This window comes from Vibrio sp. SCP2 (assembly GCF_059295395.1).
Genome location: NZ_JCAFVV010000014.1, coordinates 58,388 through 73,780 on the forward strand (window position 1 = coordinate 58,388; position 15,393 = coordinate 73,780).

Genomic DNA, 15,393 nt, shown 5'->3' on the forward strand with positions numbered 1-15,393 from the left:
GCAATTCACGCAATTCACGCAATTCACGCAATTCACGCAATTCACGCAAGCGATTATAGCCATTAACTCTTGTCCAATACGCTTAATGAAGATTTACATCGTAATTTCAACACAGTTCTAATCCCAGTTGCGGTACATAGATGTTTATACCAATCGGGATACATAGGCGTTTAAATAATTAGGCAGGAAAAATCGCTTAGCACAAGGGATAGATTGCAGCGAGCTAGTTGCTGGCATGGGGTAACAAGCGTATGAAATAACTGCCTTACCGCGTATTGCTCACGCGGTACTATAGGACAGCGGTACTAGCTGATCGCTCTTTCTAGCTAGTAGCGGCTTTGTTGCTCAACAAACTGGGTAGGTGACATGCCAAAACGGTGCTTAAACCTTTGGCTAAAGTAAGAAGGGTCATTAAATCCGCACTCAAAGGCAACATCCGAGACCTTTTCCCCTGCAAGTAATCGACGACAGGCGTTGTCTAAACGCACCTCTGTCAAATACTCAGTGAAGGTTTTCTCTATTGATGATTTAAGCCTACGCTGTAGGCTTCGCTCCGATACGTAGAGCATCTTAGCCGCAGAAGAGGTACTAAATTCAGGATCGGTATAGTGGTCATCAACCAATTGAATCACCTTTGATAGCCAAGGGTCATCGTGGACAAGTTCAGCGCACTCTTCGTCTGCTGGCATCACAATCGGGTTGTTCTCGAAAGAGACACTCTCTTGCCAACTGATTTCCAATAGGTTGCGATCCTCAGAACTAAACAAGCTCATCTCACCACCACTTTGCATGACAAGCTTATGCAAGTTATCTGATGATGTCACGCTACCAGAATTAGAGTCAAAGGCATCACCTTGATCTAGCATAGAGAAGACTACCATCCCCTCTTTTTGCGCTAACTGAATCACTACCGTTTGATTGCGATAGCAGCGTCTTAAAATACCATCAAACAGTAGGTTAAATAGCTCATCAAGATTAAAGTCATTCAGGCCTATAAATAGCTCTTGGTCAGATTCAAGCTCAACATTGACTCCCACCTTGGCTAGCTCATCTTTCCAACTACTAATCACCGAATTCACGATCATGGTGAGATTAAATACAGGGAGAGCTTGCCCATTCGTTGAACGCACATTGATTAACGTTTCTAGCTCTTGCTGCATATAGCCAATAAGCTGCTCATGGCTTAACGAGTTAGAAGCAGTTGTGTTAAGCCGCTCTTTTAACTCATTGACAGACTGACTATAAATCAACCAACGCACTTCAAGCTGCTTACGCAGTTGATTGTTGTTGCCGAGCAAAACTCGGCTTTGATGACGTAGCTGATTGGTTTTGAGTGCCACTTGGGCTTTAAGCAAGCGGTTTGACTTCGCCATTAAACGTGAACGCCAGTAAACGATAACCGCGATAACAACCAGTACCGCAAGTACGTAAGTAACTATCGCAATGTGACTAAGAAACCAAGGTTCGGTGACCAAAAACTGATAGCTGTTGCTATTGCCTTTTACTCGCCCATTCCTGACGGCGCGAACCTCTAGGCTATATTCCCCGGGCATGAGGTGTTCAATGGTCAAGGTACTGCCGTCCAGTGCCTGCCAGTCACTACTTTGGTTCAAGCGATATTCAAGATTGATGTTGCTAGCACTCGGCAGAAAGCCAAACTGGAAAAAAATCGACTCTCCATAGCCAATTTGTGGTGTTTCTTGCACCGTATTGGCTAAGGAAAAAAGCTTTTGATTGCGCTTGATTTGGCTAAATATCACACGTGTATCGGGTAAACGACTCACCACTAATTGCTGGGTATTCACTTTCACTAGGCTGCTATCAGCCCCTAAGAAAATGTTTTTTTCGCTGTCGCTGCCAAAAGTACACACACCCGGCAAAAATTCGTTGCTGATGACACCAAATGGTTCGCCATAATGCTGGGTCAGTGAGCCTTGAGGTGTGTAACGGGAAAGCCCCGTGGATGAGGTCAACCAAATGCCGTCTTGATTTTGAATCAAGCATTTTGGTGTTACGTGGCCATCAACCATATCAATGGGATCGACATTATTAGTGAACAAATCTAAGCGATACAGCCCATAGCGACTGGCTACCCAAAGCTCACTCTCTGATGGCTGAACCGCATCAATCACTTCACCAAATGGGATACTTTCCCCCACAAAACTAATCTGACCATCACGGACGACATACATCCCATGTTCGGTTCCTAACGTCACATAGTCTTGAGAAGTCACGTACATATTGGTTAACTGAGCAGGAAGATATTTGTCGATCATCCATTCAGAGCCATACTGTGTAAGCTTGCGACTGACCAGATCGAAACTCCACAGTTGGGTATCACTTGCACCCCAAATCATTTTGCCGTGGTTAAACTCTAGGAATCTCACCGTGTTAGTTTTTAGGAAGTTGGGCAAGTCATCATCGATAACCTCTCCCGTATCTGCATTAACACAGACAATACCTTTATCGGTAGCCAACCACAGAACACCATTATGTTCTTCTACATCGTGCACTCTGCCGCGAAATACCAGTTTTCGTGAAGACGGTTTAACTAGATTTAGCTTAAATACGCCTTTGTTGGTTAGTAGCCAATAACCGTCCCGCCCTTTACTACGATAAAGCTCGACGAGCTTTTCTCCTCGGCTCACAACTGACATATCTTCATTTGAATAACGGGTAAACTTATGCGAGTAGAGAGAAAAATAGCGAACACCGCGATCGGTGGCGACCCAGATCCCACCGGTATTATCGTTGAGAAGAGAGTAGATCTTTTCGCCCGCTAAACTATTGCCTGCGCCAATCCCCTGCTCAAATTTTTGGGTTTCGCCAGTCAAGAAGGTATAAACAAACAGACCTTTTTCGGTGCCAATCCAGTACTCTTGATCCGTTTCGGTAATACTCAGTACATGGCTACCTGCTATGGTGCGAACTGGCTCATTCGGCTTGTTGATATTGAAAATCAGCGCGCCATTCAATGAGCCAATGATCAGTTCACGTCGCTTTTCAGAGAAGTAGAGCTTTTCCACATAGTTTTTGCCAGAACTTGAAACATGCTCAAAATGACTCCCTTCAGAGAGATAAACTCCTGCATTGGTCGCCACCACCCACTTAGAGAAAATAAACTTAGCGTCATTAATTGCGATTTGAGATGACTGGTTGTACTGATACAACTCCATCAAGGAGAAGGTTTGAAACTCGCCACTATCAATTTGATAGGTATAAAAATTACGTTCATCAGATACCCAGATATAACGCTTGGACGAACCGATTTTTAGGATCTCTGTACCGGGCGTTAAACTAAACACCAACTCCTTCTCTTGATTAGGAACAGTACGGTAGATTTCGTTTTGGAAAAATGACCAAAATGCGTTGTCTAGAAAAGCGATTTGCGACGCTTCATGATCGAGCGCCGAACCTTTCTCTGGAAGGATATGTTGACCATCGAAGAACAACACTTGATCGCGTACGTCTTGCAGCCAAATTCCTCCCTCATCAGCAAGGAATAATTGCTTGGCAGCGAACACCTTCCCCTGCGCTAAAGTTGGCAAAGGATAAAACAGCTTAGGTGACGTGTTTGCCGCCATCGTCACTCCCGTATAGAGGAGAAAAAGCAGCAAAGTTGCAATCTTACTCAAGATAATCCATTTCCTAGCAGCAGATAAAAAAGACCAATTCTTTGGTACGCTGAGCCTGATAGCTCTATTGTTATTTTGTGATAATAATTATCTAGGAAATCGGGGGATTAACAAGTAAGGAAAGGAAATAGTTGGTAAGTTTTTCGATGAGTTCACAGATAATATGCCAGCCAAAGGCACAATCCTTTGGCTGAATGTCATATTTAGTGTGTTAAGCAGTTGCTAAAACTATCAGCAAGGTTTTGCTTAAACTTAAAGTAGCCACCTTCAACCGCTTCGACATCAATACCCAATGGATCTAGGACACCTGTTTTAGCGTTACTACCACGAGTGACTGATTCAACCACCGCTGGCGTAAATTGAGGCTCTGAAAATACACATCGCGCTTGTTCAGCCGCTAGCGTTTTACGGATAGAGATCAGTGTTTTCGCGCCTGGTTTGCGTTCTGGGCTCACCGTAAAGTAACCAAGGTGATTAAGAGGGAAATCTTGCTCAAAATAACCATATGCATCATGGAAGACATAGTAGCCCGCATCAGCAACTGGCGCTAACTGTTTAGTGATAGCAGCTTTCTGTTCGGTTAACTGCTGCTTAAACGCTTCTAGATTTTTTACGTACTCAGCTTTGTTGGTCGCATCTAATTCAACAAGTTTTTGCGTGATCGCTTCAGCCACTTGCATTGTCGGTTTATAGCCTAACCAAAAGTGAGGATCGTGAGAACCATGCTCATGGCCGTCGTGACCATGATGGTCGTGATGACCACCAGCAAATTCACGCAACTCTAACCCATTGATATCACTCAATGTCAGTACATTGTTTTGATCTTTAAGGACTTTGGTTAAAAACGGTTCCAAGTCATTACCGTACCAAACAACGAGATCGGCATTTCGTAGGCGTTTTACGTCTGAAGGACGCAATGCATAGTCATGAGGTGAGGTATTGGAACCAAGGAGTACATCAGGTCGCGAGATGTTTTTTGTCAACTCAACTGTGATCAGCTGAATTGGTTTGATACTGGTTAGAACGGTTGATGCTTGGGCAATAGACGTACTTGCGAGTACAATCGCGCAAGCCGTTAGAAAACGTTTCATATTATGATGATTACCGACTAGTTATAAGAGTGAATAAATGTTACATTATAACATTAGTCAATTGCAAATGAGTTCCATTCATGTCGACTCTAGTCGAACTCAATAATATTTGCGTTCAATTTGGTGAACGAAAAGTACTTGATAACATTTCTCTTCGTCTTAACAGAGGCGAGATAACCACACTAATAGGCCCGAACGGAGCAGGAAAATCTACTCTGGTTAAAGTGCTTCTTGGTCTACAGAAAGCCTTCAGCGGAAAAGTCACCAAGCCAAAAGGGTTGAAGATCGGTTATGTACCGCAAAAACTTAGGCTTAATGACTCATTGCCTCTGAATGTCGAGCGCTTTCTGCGCTTAGCGGGCAAATACAGTAAACAAGAACTGAACGATGCCTTAAAGCTAGTCGGTGCTGAGCATCTGCTGAAAAGCAACATGCATTCTTTATCAGGTGGGGAGAACCAACGCGTTCTTCTTGCACGAGCACTACTGCAACGCCCTGATATCTTGGTATTGGATGAACCAGCACAAGGTGTCGACGTTCAAGGCCAGATTGATTTGTATGAGCTGATCGATACCATTCGTCATCGCTTTAACTGCGCCGTGTTTATGGTTTCTCACGATTTGCACTTGGTGATGGCAAAAACAGATGACGTGGTATGTATTAACCACCATGTCTGCTGCTCTGGCGCGCCCGCTGATATTGCGCAGCACCCAAGTTATATCGCGCTGTTTGGTCATACCCATCAGCAGCCATTTGCCTTCTATCACCACCAGCACAACCATCACCATCATGATCTCGCTGGCGATCCCGTCGACGGTGATGCTGACAATTGTTCAAATCATTCTCACGGTCATCATCATGATTGAATTTTTACTTCCTTCCATTTTGGCGGGCTTAGGTATCGCATTAATCGCCGGACCTTTAGGCTCATTTGTCGTTTGGCGTCGTATGGCCTACTTTGGCGATACGCTGGCTCACGCATCTCTAATGGGGCTGGCACTCGGCTTCTTGTTAGATATTAACCTATACCTAGCACTGACGGTTTGCTGTCTGGCGCTAGCGGTTATCTTAGTCACCTTGCAAAAACAGCAGCTTGTTGCCACTGATACCCTACTCGGTATTCTTGCCCACAGTGCCCTATCGCTTGGTTTAGTCGCGGTCAGCTTCCTTGATAACGTGCGTATTGATTTAATGAGTTATCTATTTGGTGACTTGTTAGCAGTAACACCTGAAGACCTTGTCTACATTTATATCGGCGTTGCTATCGTTTCTTCGGTACTCGCCCTGTTTTGGCGTTCTCTGCTGTCCACGACAGTTAATGAAGACTTAGCAGCAGTAGAAGGTCACAACGTCGATTTAATGCGCTTGATCTTGATGCTCATGGTTGGCCTTGTAATCGCGATTGGCATGAAGTTCGTTGGTGCACTGATTATGACGTCACTATTGATCATCCCTGCCGCAACCGCGCGCCGCTTTGCCAAAGCGCCTGAGCAAATGGCACTGCTCGCCTCTATCATTGGTGCAATTGCAGTTCTACTTGGTTTGAGTATGTCTTGGCACTACGACACCCCTGCTGGCCCATCTGTGGTTATCAGCGCAACAGCAATGTTTATGTTGAGTCAGCTTTATCGGGTTAAGAACTAAGATAGGGATGAGGGAACGGACTTCGTCCTGTGGAGAACTGGAAAACTAGAGAACTAGAAAGGTTGCAGGGCTGGCTATCACGTCAGCCCTCTTAATACAGTCATCCTCAGAGTGAGGCACGAACGAGTTGGGAATCTCTTCTAACCAGTAGATAACATACCGAGATTCCCTACTCACTCCTTCGTCGTTCTATGGAATAACCGTAGCGTTTTTTCTGGAATAGTATCTAGATCGCTAAGAACACCGCAATCACATCTCGATTCCCGAGCGAAACGTTCCGTAGGACGAAGTCCGTTCCCAAAAGCAAAAAAACCGATGCATTAGCATCGGCTTTTATCTAGCTTTCCAGCAGCGGAGCGCTCCATAGGGCGAAGCCCGTTCCCGCCTCCGCTCTTACGCGCCTTCGTTATGCAACTCCAGGTTTGCTAGGTCTTGCTGGATCTCGCGTTGTACTTTCGCGTCATCGCTACGTAGAGACTCTAGGAAGTCTAGGTAAGCTTGGTCGATATCGCCTGTAACGTATTCGCCACTGAATACTGACGTTTCAAACTTCTCAACATCACGGTTACCCATGCCAACTGCGTCGACTAGGTCATCGATGGTTTGGAAGATAAGTTCATCAGCACCAATTTGCTTACAGATTGCGTCATTATCACGGCCGTGAGCGATTAGCTCAGTTGCGCTTGGCATGTCGATTCCGTACACGTTCGGGAAGCGAATTTCTGGTGCAGCCGATACCATGAAGACTTTCTTCGCACCTGAGTCGCGAGCCATCTCGATGATTTGCTCAGACGTAGTACCACGTACAATAGAGTCATCGACTAGCAGTACGTTCTTATCTTTAAACTCAGAACGAATCGCGTTTAGTTTACGGCGTACAGACTTCTTACGTTGCTGCTGACCCGGCATAATGAAAGTACGGCCAACGTAGCGGTTTTTCACGAAACCTTGGCGGTATGGCTTATCAATCGCCTGAGCAATCTGTAGTGCGATATCACATGATGTTTCTGGAATTGGAATTACCACATCGATATCTAGGTGGCCGTACTCGTCACGGATGCGGTCACCGAGCTTTTTACCCATTTCAACGCGTGCGCTGTATACCGAGATTTTGTCGATAAATGAGTCAGGACGTGCAAAGTAAACGAATTCAAAGATACATGGGTTGAGTGTAGGGTTATCAGCGCACTGCTTAGTATGCAGTTGACCATCAAATGTCGCGTAAATCGCTTCACCAGGTGCAACGTCACGTAGGAAGTCAAAACCAACCGCATCTAGCGCTACTGACTCTGAGGCAACCATGTATTCAGTTCTGCCTGCCACTTCACGTTTACCTAGGCATAGAGGGCGAATGCCGTTAGGGTCGCGAAACGCTACCATACCGTGACCGATGATCATCGCTGTTACTGCGTATGCACCACGGATAGTACGGTGAACGTTGGTGACTGCGCGGAATACATCGTCAGCCGTTACGTTACCTTTTACGGTATCAATTTCATGAGCAAGTACGTTAAGTAACACTTCAGAATCTGAAGTTGTGTTTACATGACGACGGTCTTTCTCAAACAGTTTTTCACGGACTTCAGACGCATTGGTAAGGTTACCGTTGTGCGCTAGCGTGATACCAAATGGAGAGTTTACATAGAAAGGTTGAGCTTCTGACGCGCTTGAACTGCCTGCCGTTGGGTAACGAACATGGCCGATACCTACGTTGCCTTGGAGTCTTTGCATGTGTTTTGCTTCAAACACATCCTTCACCAAACCGTTCGCTTTTCTCAGACGAAAACGATTGCTTTCTATGGTACAAATACCCGCGGCATCTTGGCCACGATGCTGCAATACCGTCAATGCATCATAGATAGACTGGTTTACAGGCGAAGTGCCCACGATTCCAACAATACCACACATGTCCTAACCCTCGATTTTGACAATGACTGGCGCGTTATAGCGCGCCAGATAAGAAACTAGATGTTGCTTGTAAGTGTTCAAAGAAAGGCGCAATGACACGGCTAAACTCCGGCACCAGTTGCGAACCTTTCCACCACTGTGAATCTGGAAACGATGTAAACGCATCCATAAAAAATAGCCCGGCAGACACAATAAGAACACCACGCAAACCGCCAAAGACGACGCCCAATACTCTATCTGTTCCCGACAAACCTGTTTTTTGCACCAGTTGGGCGATCACGTAGTTGACGAGAGCACCAACAATTAATGTGGCAATAAACAAGGCTGCTATCGCGGCACCGTTGCGGAACATGTCATCTTGGATATTGGTAAAGTAGACCGCTAGTTTCGCGTAGTACTGACTCGCGATAAAAAACGCTCCAAACCAAATCACTAATGACAACGCTTCTTTAGCGAAACCACGAACTAAACTGATCAAAGCCGACAGGCCGATCACACCTAAAATGACAATATCTAACGGATTCATTCTGTACTTACATCTTAAGTTGGCGCGCATTTTAACAGAAAAAACGCTGACGCAAACGTTTTCTTATGGATTTAGTGGTTTAAATTTGAGCAATTGACCTTTTGAACCGGTAATTTTTTCCAGTTCGATGATCTGGCGCTCAAGCTTACTCTTTGAAACATCAGGACCAATAATGACTCGGGTAAAACCATTTTCGGGTTTAGTGTGTGCCTGATAACCGCGCTTTTGTAGATCCTTAACCAGATTTTTGGCGTTGTCAGCATTCTTCAATGCCATGAGCTGGACGATCCACGCGCTATCTTGGTACTCATTACGCTCTGAGACTTCTTTTATCGCCACTGGCAGTGGTTTATCTTCAGCAACAGGCTCCTGAGTGACCACGACTTCAACCGGCGTCTCTGGTAAGTTTTGGCTATCATCAACCGGATCGAGTATCTCAAAGCTTTCAAGCTCGCTGTCGAGTTCCGGCTTAAGGGGGATGCTCGCGATTTCTTCTTTGTAATGGGTTTTCTTGCCATCTAAAACGTCGGGTAAAACAATAATCCCTATTGCGACAAGGATAATGGTTCCAACGAGACGGCTCTGAAATTTGCTTGCCATTTATTCACCTTTGTTTTGCCAATGCTCTAGCACTTCACCCACAGTGTGGAAAGAACCAACGACGAGGATGACATCTTGTGGCGTTGCGTTTGTCAAAGCAGCTTCAAATGCTTCAACTGGGTTTGGATACTGGGTTGTTCCTGACGGAAGATACTGACATAGCTCTTCAGAACTCGCCGATCGTGGACCAGAAAGAGACGCAGGATACCAATTAGCAGCAATTGGCCTTAGCGCATTGAGCGTCGCTTCAACGTCTTTATCATGCAGCATTGCCACCACGGTATGAATATTCTTACCTTGGTATTTTTGCCCAACGCGTTCAACTAAGTACTCTGCAGAGTGCGGGTTGTGCGCAACATCTAACAAGATTGTTGGCTCTGTACTGATCACTTGCATACGACCGGGTAATTGGGCGTTTCTAAGACCATTCACGATGTTCACATCGCTTAGGTCTAAGTTCGCAGTCGCCAGAGCCATAAGTGCAGTCGCCGCATTTTGTAGCGGTAAACCTGGGACAGGGAGATCGTCGAGGGTGTAGCTTCCGTGAGTCCACTGCCAAACCGACTCGCTTTGCAGTTTGTAGCTGTATTGAATATCTACAGGGTAAAACTCTGCACCAATATCATCAGCGTGCGCTGCGACGGTCGCAGGCGCTTTAGGCTGACCACAAATAGCAGGTTTACCACTGCGGAAAATACCCGCCTTCTCAAAGCCGATCACATTGATATCATCACCGAGCCAATCAACATGGTCGATAGCTAGGCTAGTAATCACTGAAACATCATGATCCACCACATTGGTCGCATCTAAGCGGCCACCTAAACCCACTTCAAGCAGAACAACATCTACTTTCTCTGTTTGGAAAAGGCGCAAGGCAGCTAAGGTGCCATATTCGAATAAGCTTAGACTGATTTCGCCGCGCTGTTTCTCGATAAAATCAAACGCTTGCGCATGCTTTTCATCACTAAGATCTTCGCCATTGATACGAACACGTTCGTTGTAACGAATAAGATGAGGGGAACTGTAGACACCGACAGAGTAGCCAGCATCAAGTAAGATCGCTTCCATTAAGGCACAAGTAGAACCTTTACCATTAGTACCAGCAACGGTAATAACAGTAGGAGCCGGTTTAGTAAGGTTTGCTGATTGAGCAACAGCTTGAACGCGGTCTAGACCTAGCTCTATCGCAGAAGTGTGGATGTTGGTTAAATAATCAAGCCACATCGACAGTGGTGATGTGGCTTGAGGAATTTGGCTTTGACTCATCTAACTATAACCAATTGATTGTGGTTGCTTGTTAGTGAGTTACTTTACCCTTTTTCGTCTGCTTCTGGTACAGAATAAGCAGCTTCATTTGGCGAATCGTTAACAGAAACCACCAAAGGTGATGGATTGTTGTTCATCTTCGCCATCAGGCTACCAATGCGTTGACGCATTTCACGGCGGTCAACGATCATATCGATTGCACCGTGCTCTAGTAAGAATTCACTACGCTGGAAACCTTCCGGTAGGTCTTCACGTACTGTTTGTTCAATAACACGACGACCTGCAAAACCGATCAGTGCTTTTGGCTCACCGATGTTGATATCACCCAGCATCGCTAAACTCGCAGAAACACCACCCATAGTAGGGTCAGTCATTACTGAGATAAATGGTAGGCCTTTTGCAGACATACGCTCTAGCGCCGCACTGGTTTTTGCCATTTGCATTAGAGACATTAGCGCCTCTTGCATACGTGCACCACCACTTGCTGAGAAACACACTAGACCACAGTTTGCTTCCATTGCTGCTTCTGCTGCACGAACAAAACGCGCACCAACAACAGAGCCCATTGAACCGCCCATGAAAGAGAAGTCGAATGCACACGCAACGATAGGCTGACCAAGAAGCTCACCTTTCATTACAACTAATGCATCTTTTTCGCCACTGCTTTTCTGAGCCGCAGAAATACGATCTTTGTATTTCTTCGAGTCTCTGAACTTCAGTTTATCTTGCGGCTCAAGCTCGTCGGCAATCTCTACACGATTATCTTCGTCTAGGAATGTTTCAAGGCGACGACGCGCTCTCATACGCATGTGATGGTCACATTTCGGACATACTTCTAGGTTACGCTCTAGTTCAGCGTGGTAAAGCACCTGTTCACATGAAGTACATTTAGTCCAAACCCCTTCAGGGATAGACGCTTTACGTGAACTAACGATGTTGCTTTTTTCTAAAATCTTTTCAAGCCAACTCATGGAAGACCTTTTCTCTCTACTCCCGCGCCTAAAGCGAGGGATACAAATTCTGAATTTACGCGTGAGGATTAAAGCATATTAAATGCCAAGTGTAGACAAAAAACTGGTTGTACCTATTTCTTGAATCAATTCCTCACACACTAAAGACCTGATTAGTTCGACAATTTACCACGGTTTAGTTCAAATTGTCTGGCAAAAATAGTGGTCCAATCGGCACTCTTGGCAATTGGAATTCTTCTGGGTAATCAACATCCACCAAGTACAAGCCTTCCGCTTTCGCCGTTGCCCCTGCTTGCTTACGATCTTTGATCTCCAGTAGCTCTTTTATCCACTCTGGTTTCTGTTCGCCTCGGCCAACACAAATCAAGCTACCTGTAATGTTTCGAACCATATGGTGAACAAATGCATTGGCTTTAATATCGATCACGACATACTGGTTATGGCGCGTCACATTAATGTGCATCATATTGCGCCAAGGACTGCGTGATTGGCAATGCGTCGCTCTAAAAGATGTGAAGTCGTTTTCACCCAGTAGGTACTGCGCGGCTTGATGCATCTTGTTTTCATCCAACTCACCGTGATAGTGGCTAACACCCGATGAAAGAATACCCGGCCTCAACGCGCTATTAAAAATGATGTAGCGATAACGACGAGCGGTCGCAGAGAAGCGCGCGTGAAACTCTTCAGGCACTTCTTTTGCCCAGCGCACAGCGATATCGTCTGGCAGATTCGCGTTGGCTCCCATCGTCCAAGCGACCATTTTACGCGTTGCTGTGGTATCGAAATGAACCACCTGCCCTGTACCGTGTACACCTGCGTCAGTACGACCCGCACATTGGACTTCAATAGGGTGGTTTGCAACGATACTCAATGCGCGTTCTAGTTTTTCTTGTACGCTTTTTACTTCTCGCTGGCGTTGCCAACCAAAATATTGAGTGCCGTTGTATTCGATGCCTAAAGCAATTCTCATCAGGATGTTCTCGTTGAATTGTTGCTAATAAGGTCTGGTGACCAAATCTTGGGGGCGGCAGTATATACCAAAAAACAAGGGGGCTAAACAGCAGCCCCCTTTTCACTCTATATCTAGAATCACCTAGCCCTTATTGATGGTATCAATCAGGTTCTTCGCTTCTCGGCGAATCTCATCACTTCCGTCAACGATCGCCTCTTCTAGCAGCTTAATCGCCCCTTGAGCATCACTCATCTCAACGTAGATTTTAGCTAGGTCTAGTTTGCCGGCAGCTTCTGCATTGGCATCAACGTCAGCCGCATCACCAATATCGCCAATCACATCAGGGAAGTCATTCAAACCGACATCGAGCTTAAGCTCATCATCAATCGCTTGTTCTTCCTCAGACTCAACTTCCGCCATTAACTCGTCAATGGTTCTGTAGCTGTTATCATTTGGGTTAAACTCTTCAAGCTCTGGCTGATCTTCCCAGTTTTCATCCAGTATCTGCGCTTGTTCTGGTTGATTATCTTGCGCCCAAACATCCGCCTCATCTTCTGGAATCTCATCAGGAATACTTGCCTGCTGCTCAGGTGACAGATTGAATCCATTCCAATCCTCTCCCATTTCAAGCATGGCATCGATATCCATGCCCGCACTGTCAGAAGTGGTGGCATCTATCGGGGCATCAAACGAGAAGTTCGCTGTTTCCGGCTGTTCTTCCGATAGCAGCTCATCAAACGCTTTCTCATCGTAGTCTTGATGAGCTAGGTCAATCTCTTGTGCAGATGGAGCAACATTTTCCGAAGGAATCTCGCTCAGCTCAGGAAGCTCAACAGGCTCTAACTCAAAATCATCTTGCGTCAGTTCGTCACTGGTTGGTTCAAGATCATCCAGCGCGTCTTCTTCGTTGTATTGAGGAAGATCAGCTTCAGCAATCTCAATCGACTCATTGCTCTGCTCCGCTACTGGAGCTTCACTGTCTAATAGAGGTTCATCAGCGACATCAGCTAAAGCTTCTTCTTCACCAAACTCTGGCAACTCTAGATCATCAAGCTCGAACGACTCGTCTGCTAGTTCAGCAGTTGGTGCTTCAATCTCTGGCTGACGCTCTTCAGCGGATTCCGCTAATGCTTCATCTTCACCGAACTCTGGTAGCTCTAGGTCATCAAGCTCAAGCGGCTCCTCTACGAGGTCTGCCGTTGGTGCTTCAGTTTCTGGCTGAGGCTCTTCAGCGACTTCAGCTAATGCTTCTTCCTCACCAAACTCTGGCAACTCTAAGTCATCAAGCTCGAATGCTTCATCTGCTAGTTCAGCGCTTGGAGCTTCAACTTCTGGCAGAGGCTCTTCAGCGCCTTCAGCCAATGCTTCTTGTTCGCCAAATTCTGGTAGCTCTAAGTCATCTAGATCGAACGACTCGTCTTCGAGTTCTGCCGTTGGTGCTTCAGCTTCTGGTTGAGGCTCTTCAGCGACTTCTGCTAATGCTTCTTCTTCACCAAACTCTGGTAGCTCTAGATCATCTAGCTCGAACGACTCGTCAGCTAGTTCAGCGCTTGGAGCTTCAACTTCTGGCAGAGGCTCTTCAGCGACTTCAGCCAATGCGTCTTGTTCGCCAAATTCTGGTAGCTCTAGGTCATCAAGTTCGAACGACTCGTCTTCGAGTTCTGCCGTTGGCGCTTCAACTTCTGGTTGAGGCTCTTCAGCGACTTCAGCTAATGCTTCTTCTTCACCAAATTCTGGTAGCTCAAGGTCGTCTAGCTCGAACGACTCGTCTGCGAGTTCAGCAGTTGGTGCTTCAATCTCTGGCTGAGGCTCTTCAGCGACTTCAGCCAATGCTTCTTGTTCGCCAAATTCTGGCAGCTCTAAATCATCAAGCTCGAATGCTTCGTCTTCGAGTTCTGCCGTTGGTGCTTCAATCTCTGGTTGAGGCTCTTCAGCGACTTCAGCTAGCGCTTCTTCTTCACCAAATTCTGGAAGCTCTAGGTCATCAAGCTCGAAAGACTCGTCTGCAAGTTCCGCAGTGGGTGCTTCAACTTCTGGCTCAGGCTCTTCAGCGACTTCAGCCAATGCTTCTTCTTCACCAAACTCTGGTAGCTCTAAATCATCAAGCTCGAACGACTCGTCTGCGAGTTCAGCAGCTGGTGCTTCAACTTGTGGTTGAGGCTCTTCAGCGACTTCAGCTAATGCTTCTTCTTCACCAAATTCTGGTAGCTCAAGGTCATCAAGCTCGAACGACTCGTCTTCTAGTTCCGCCGTTGGTGCTTCAACTTCTAGCTGAGGCTGCTCGGTAACTTCGGCTAGCGCTTCTTCTTCACCAAATTCTGGCAGCTCTAGATCATCTAGCTCAACAGACTCGTCTTCGAGTTCAGCAGCTGGTGCTTCAACTTCTGGTTGAGGCTCTTCAACGACTTCTGACTGAGGCTCTTCAGCGACTTTAGAGAAATCTTCATCTGCAATATCAGGTAAATCCAGTTCAACTGGGCCTTCTACTTCAGTTTCTGCTTGCGACGCTAAGCTATCTTCTGCTTGAGGCTGTTCGGCTTGGGGCTCATCGTCAATCAGCCAATCATCATCTTGAGGGACACCAAACTCATTTGGTATCGCCTCTGGCATCGGAGCAGCAGGTTTCGCTTCAACTGGCTCCTGATTCGGTTCAGGAGCTTCTAGAGTATCTTCGACTGCTTCAGCGATTTCTGGAGTCTCTGGAGTCTCTGGAGTCTCTGGAGTCTCTGGAGTCTCTGGAGTCTCTGGAGTCTCTGGAGTCTCTGGAGTCTCTGGAGTCTCTGGAGTCTCTGGAGTCTCT

The 15,393-nt window shown here is 46.2% G+C and carries 11 protein-coding genes; 2 read left to right on the top strand and 9 right to left on the bottom strand.

Annotated features, from left to right (window positions below; genetic code table 11):
- Positions 1-326: 326 nt before the first annotated feature.
- Both AC5O63_RS21355 and znuA read right to left on the bottom strand, forming a co-directional pair.
- Complete coding sequence (locus tag AC5O63_RS21355; RefSeq protein ID WP_494506189.1) at positions 327-3,584, bottom strand: helix-turn-helix domain-containing protein; 3,258 nt, start codon at positions 3,582-3,584, stop codon at positions 327-329.
- 254 nt (positions 3,585-3,838) lie between these two features.
- Positions 3,839-4,726, bottom strand: coding sequence for a zinc ABC transporter substrate-binding protein ZnuA (znuA, locus tag AC5O63_RS21360; RefSeq protein WP_494506182.1), 888 nt, complete (start codon positions 4,724-4,726; stop codon positions 3,839-3,841).
- A gap of 80 nt (positions 4,727-4,806) precedes the next feature.
- On the opposite strand from znuA, the gene znuC reads away from it, so the two are divergent.
- Together znuC and znuB are read left to right on the top strand one after the other, a co-directional pair.
- Complete coding sequence (gene znuC / locus AC5O63_RS21365) at positions 4,807-5,592, top strand: zinc ABC transporter ATP-binding protein ZnuC (RefSeq protein WP_494506183.1); 786 nt, start codon at positions 4,807-4,809, stop codon at positions 5,590-5,592.
- Positions 5,585-6,370, top strand: coding sequence for a zinc ABC transporter permease subunit ZnuB (gene znuB, locus AC5O63_RS21370; RefSeq protein WP_494506184.1), 786 nt, complete (start codon positions 5,585-5,587; stop codon positions 6,368-6,370). Before znuC ends, znuB begins: the two co-directional genes overlap by 8 nt.
- A gap of 393 nt (positions 6,371-6,763) precedes the next feature.
- On the opposite strand, the gene purF is transcribed toward znuB, so the two are convergent.
- From purF to AC5O63_RS21405, 7 genes are all read right to left on the bottom strand, one after another.
- The gene (gene purF, locus AC5O63_RS21375) at positions 6,764-8,278 is read right to left on the bottom strand and encodes an amidophosphoribosyltransferase (protein ID WP_494506185.1); all 1,515 of its coding nucleotides are present in this window, start codon (positions 8,276-8,278) and stop codon (positions 6,764-6,766) included.
- 34 nt (positions 8,279-8,312) lie between these two features.
- The gene (locus AC5O63_RS21380; RefSeq protein ID WP_004747653.1) at positions 8,313-8,804 is read right to left on the bottom strand and encodes a CvpA family protein; all 492 of its coding nucleotides are present in this window, start codon (positions 8,802-8,804) and stop codon (positions 8,313-8,315) included.
- 63 nt (positions 8,805-8,867) lie between these two features.
- Positions 8,868-9,404, bottom strand: coding sequence for an SPOR domain-containing protein (locus AC5O63_RS21385; RefSeq protein ID WP_494506186.1), 537 nt, complete (start codon positions 9,402-9,404; stop codon positions 8,868-8,870).
- Positions 9,405-10,670: a bifunctional tetrahydrofolate synthase/dihydrofolate synthase gene (gene folC, locus AC5O63_RS21390; RefSeq protein WP_494506187.1), complete on the bottom strand. Its 1,266-nt coding sequence runs from the start codon at positions 10,668-10,670 to the stop codon at positions 9,405-9,407.
- Between the two features lie 44 nt (positions 10,671-10,714).
- Positions 10,715-11,641 (bottom strand): acetyl-CoA carboxylase, carboxyltransferase subunit beta, encoded by a 927-nt coding sequence (gene accD, locus AC5O63_RS21395; RefSeq protein WP_004747649.1) that lies wholly within the window; start codon positions 11,639-11,641, stop codon positions 10,715-10,717.
- A 175-nt stretch (positions 11,642-11,816) separates the two neighbouring features.
- On the bottom strand, positions 11,817-12,611 hold the full coding sequence (truA, locus tag AC5O63_RS21400) for a tRNA pseudouridine(38-40) synthase TruA (RefSeq protein WP_004747648.1): 795 nt from the start codon (positions 12,609-12,611) through the stop codon (positions 11,817-11,819).
- Positions 12,612-12,734: 123 nt separating this feature from the next.
- Positions 12,735-15,393: FimV/HubP family polar landmark protein (locus AC5O63_RS21405; RefSeq protein ID WP_494506188.1), on the bottom strand; the 2,659-nt coding region annotated here is incomplete at its 5' end.

Coding starts and splice junctions, on each gene's coding strand:
- AC5O63_RS21355 (WP_494506189.1), bottom strand. CDS start 3,584: ATGGCGGCAAACACGTCACCTAAGCTGTTTTATCCTTTGCCAACTTTA.
- znuA (WP_494506182.1), bottom strand. CDS start 4,726: ATGAAACGTTTTCTAACGGCTTGCGCGATTGTACTCGCAAGTACGTCT.
- znuC (WP_494506183.1), top strand. CDS start 4,807: ATGTCGACTCTAGTCGAACTCAATAATATTTGCGTTCAATTTGGTGAA.
- znuB (WP_494506184.1), top strand. CDS start 5,585: ATGATTGAATTTTTACTTCCTTCCATTTTGGCGGGCTTAGGTATCGCA.
- purF (WP_494506185.1), bottom strand. CDS start 8,278: ATGTGTGGTATTGTTGGAATCGTGGGCACTTCGCCTGTAAACCAGTCT.
- AC5O63_RS21380 (WP_004747653.1), bottom strand. CDS start 8,804: ATGAATCCGTTAGATATTGTCATTTTAGGTGTGATCGGCCTGTCGGCT.
- AC5O63_RS21385 (WP_494506186.1), bottom strand. CDS start 9,404: ATGGCAAGCAAATTTCAGAGCCGTCTCGTTGGAACCATTATCCTTGTC.
- folC (WP_494506187.1), bottom strand. CDS start 10,670: ATGAGTCAAAGCCAAATTCCTCAAGCCACATCACCACTGTCGATGTGG.
- accD (WP_004747649.1), bottom strand. CDS start 11,641: ATGAGTTGGCTTGAAAAGATTTTAGAAAAAAGCAACATCGTTAGTTCA.
- truA (WP_004747648.1), bottom strand. CDS start 12,611: ATGAGAATTGCTTTAGGCATCGAATACAACGGCACTCAATATTTTGGT.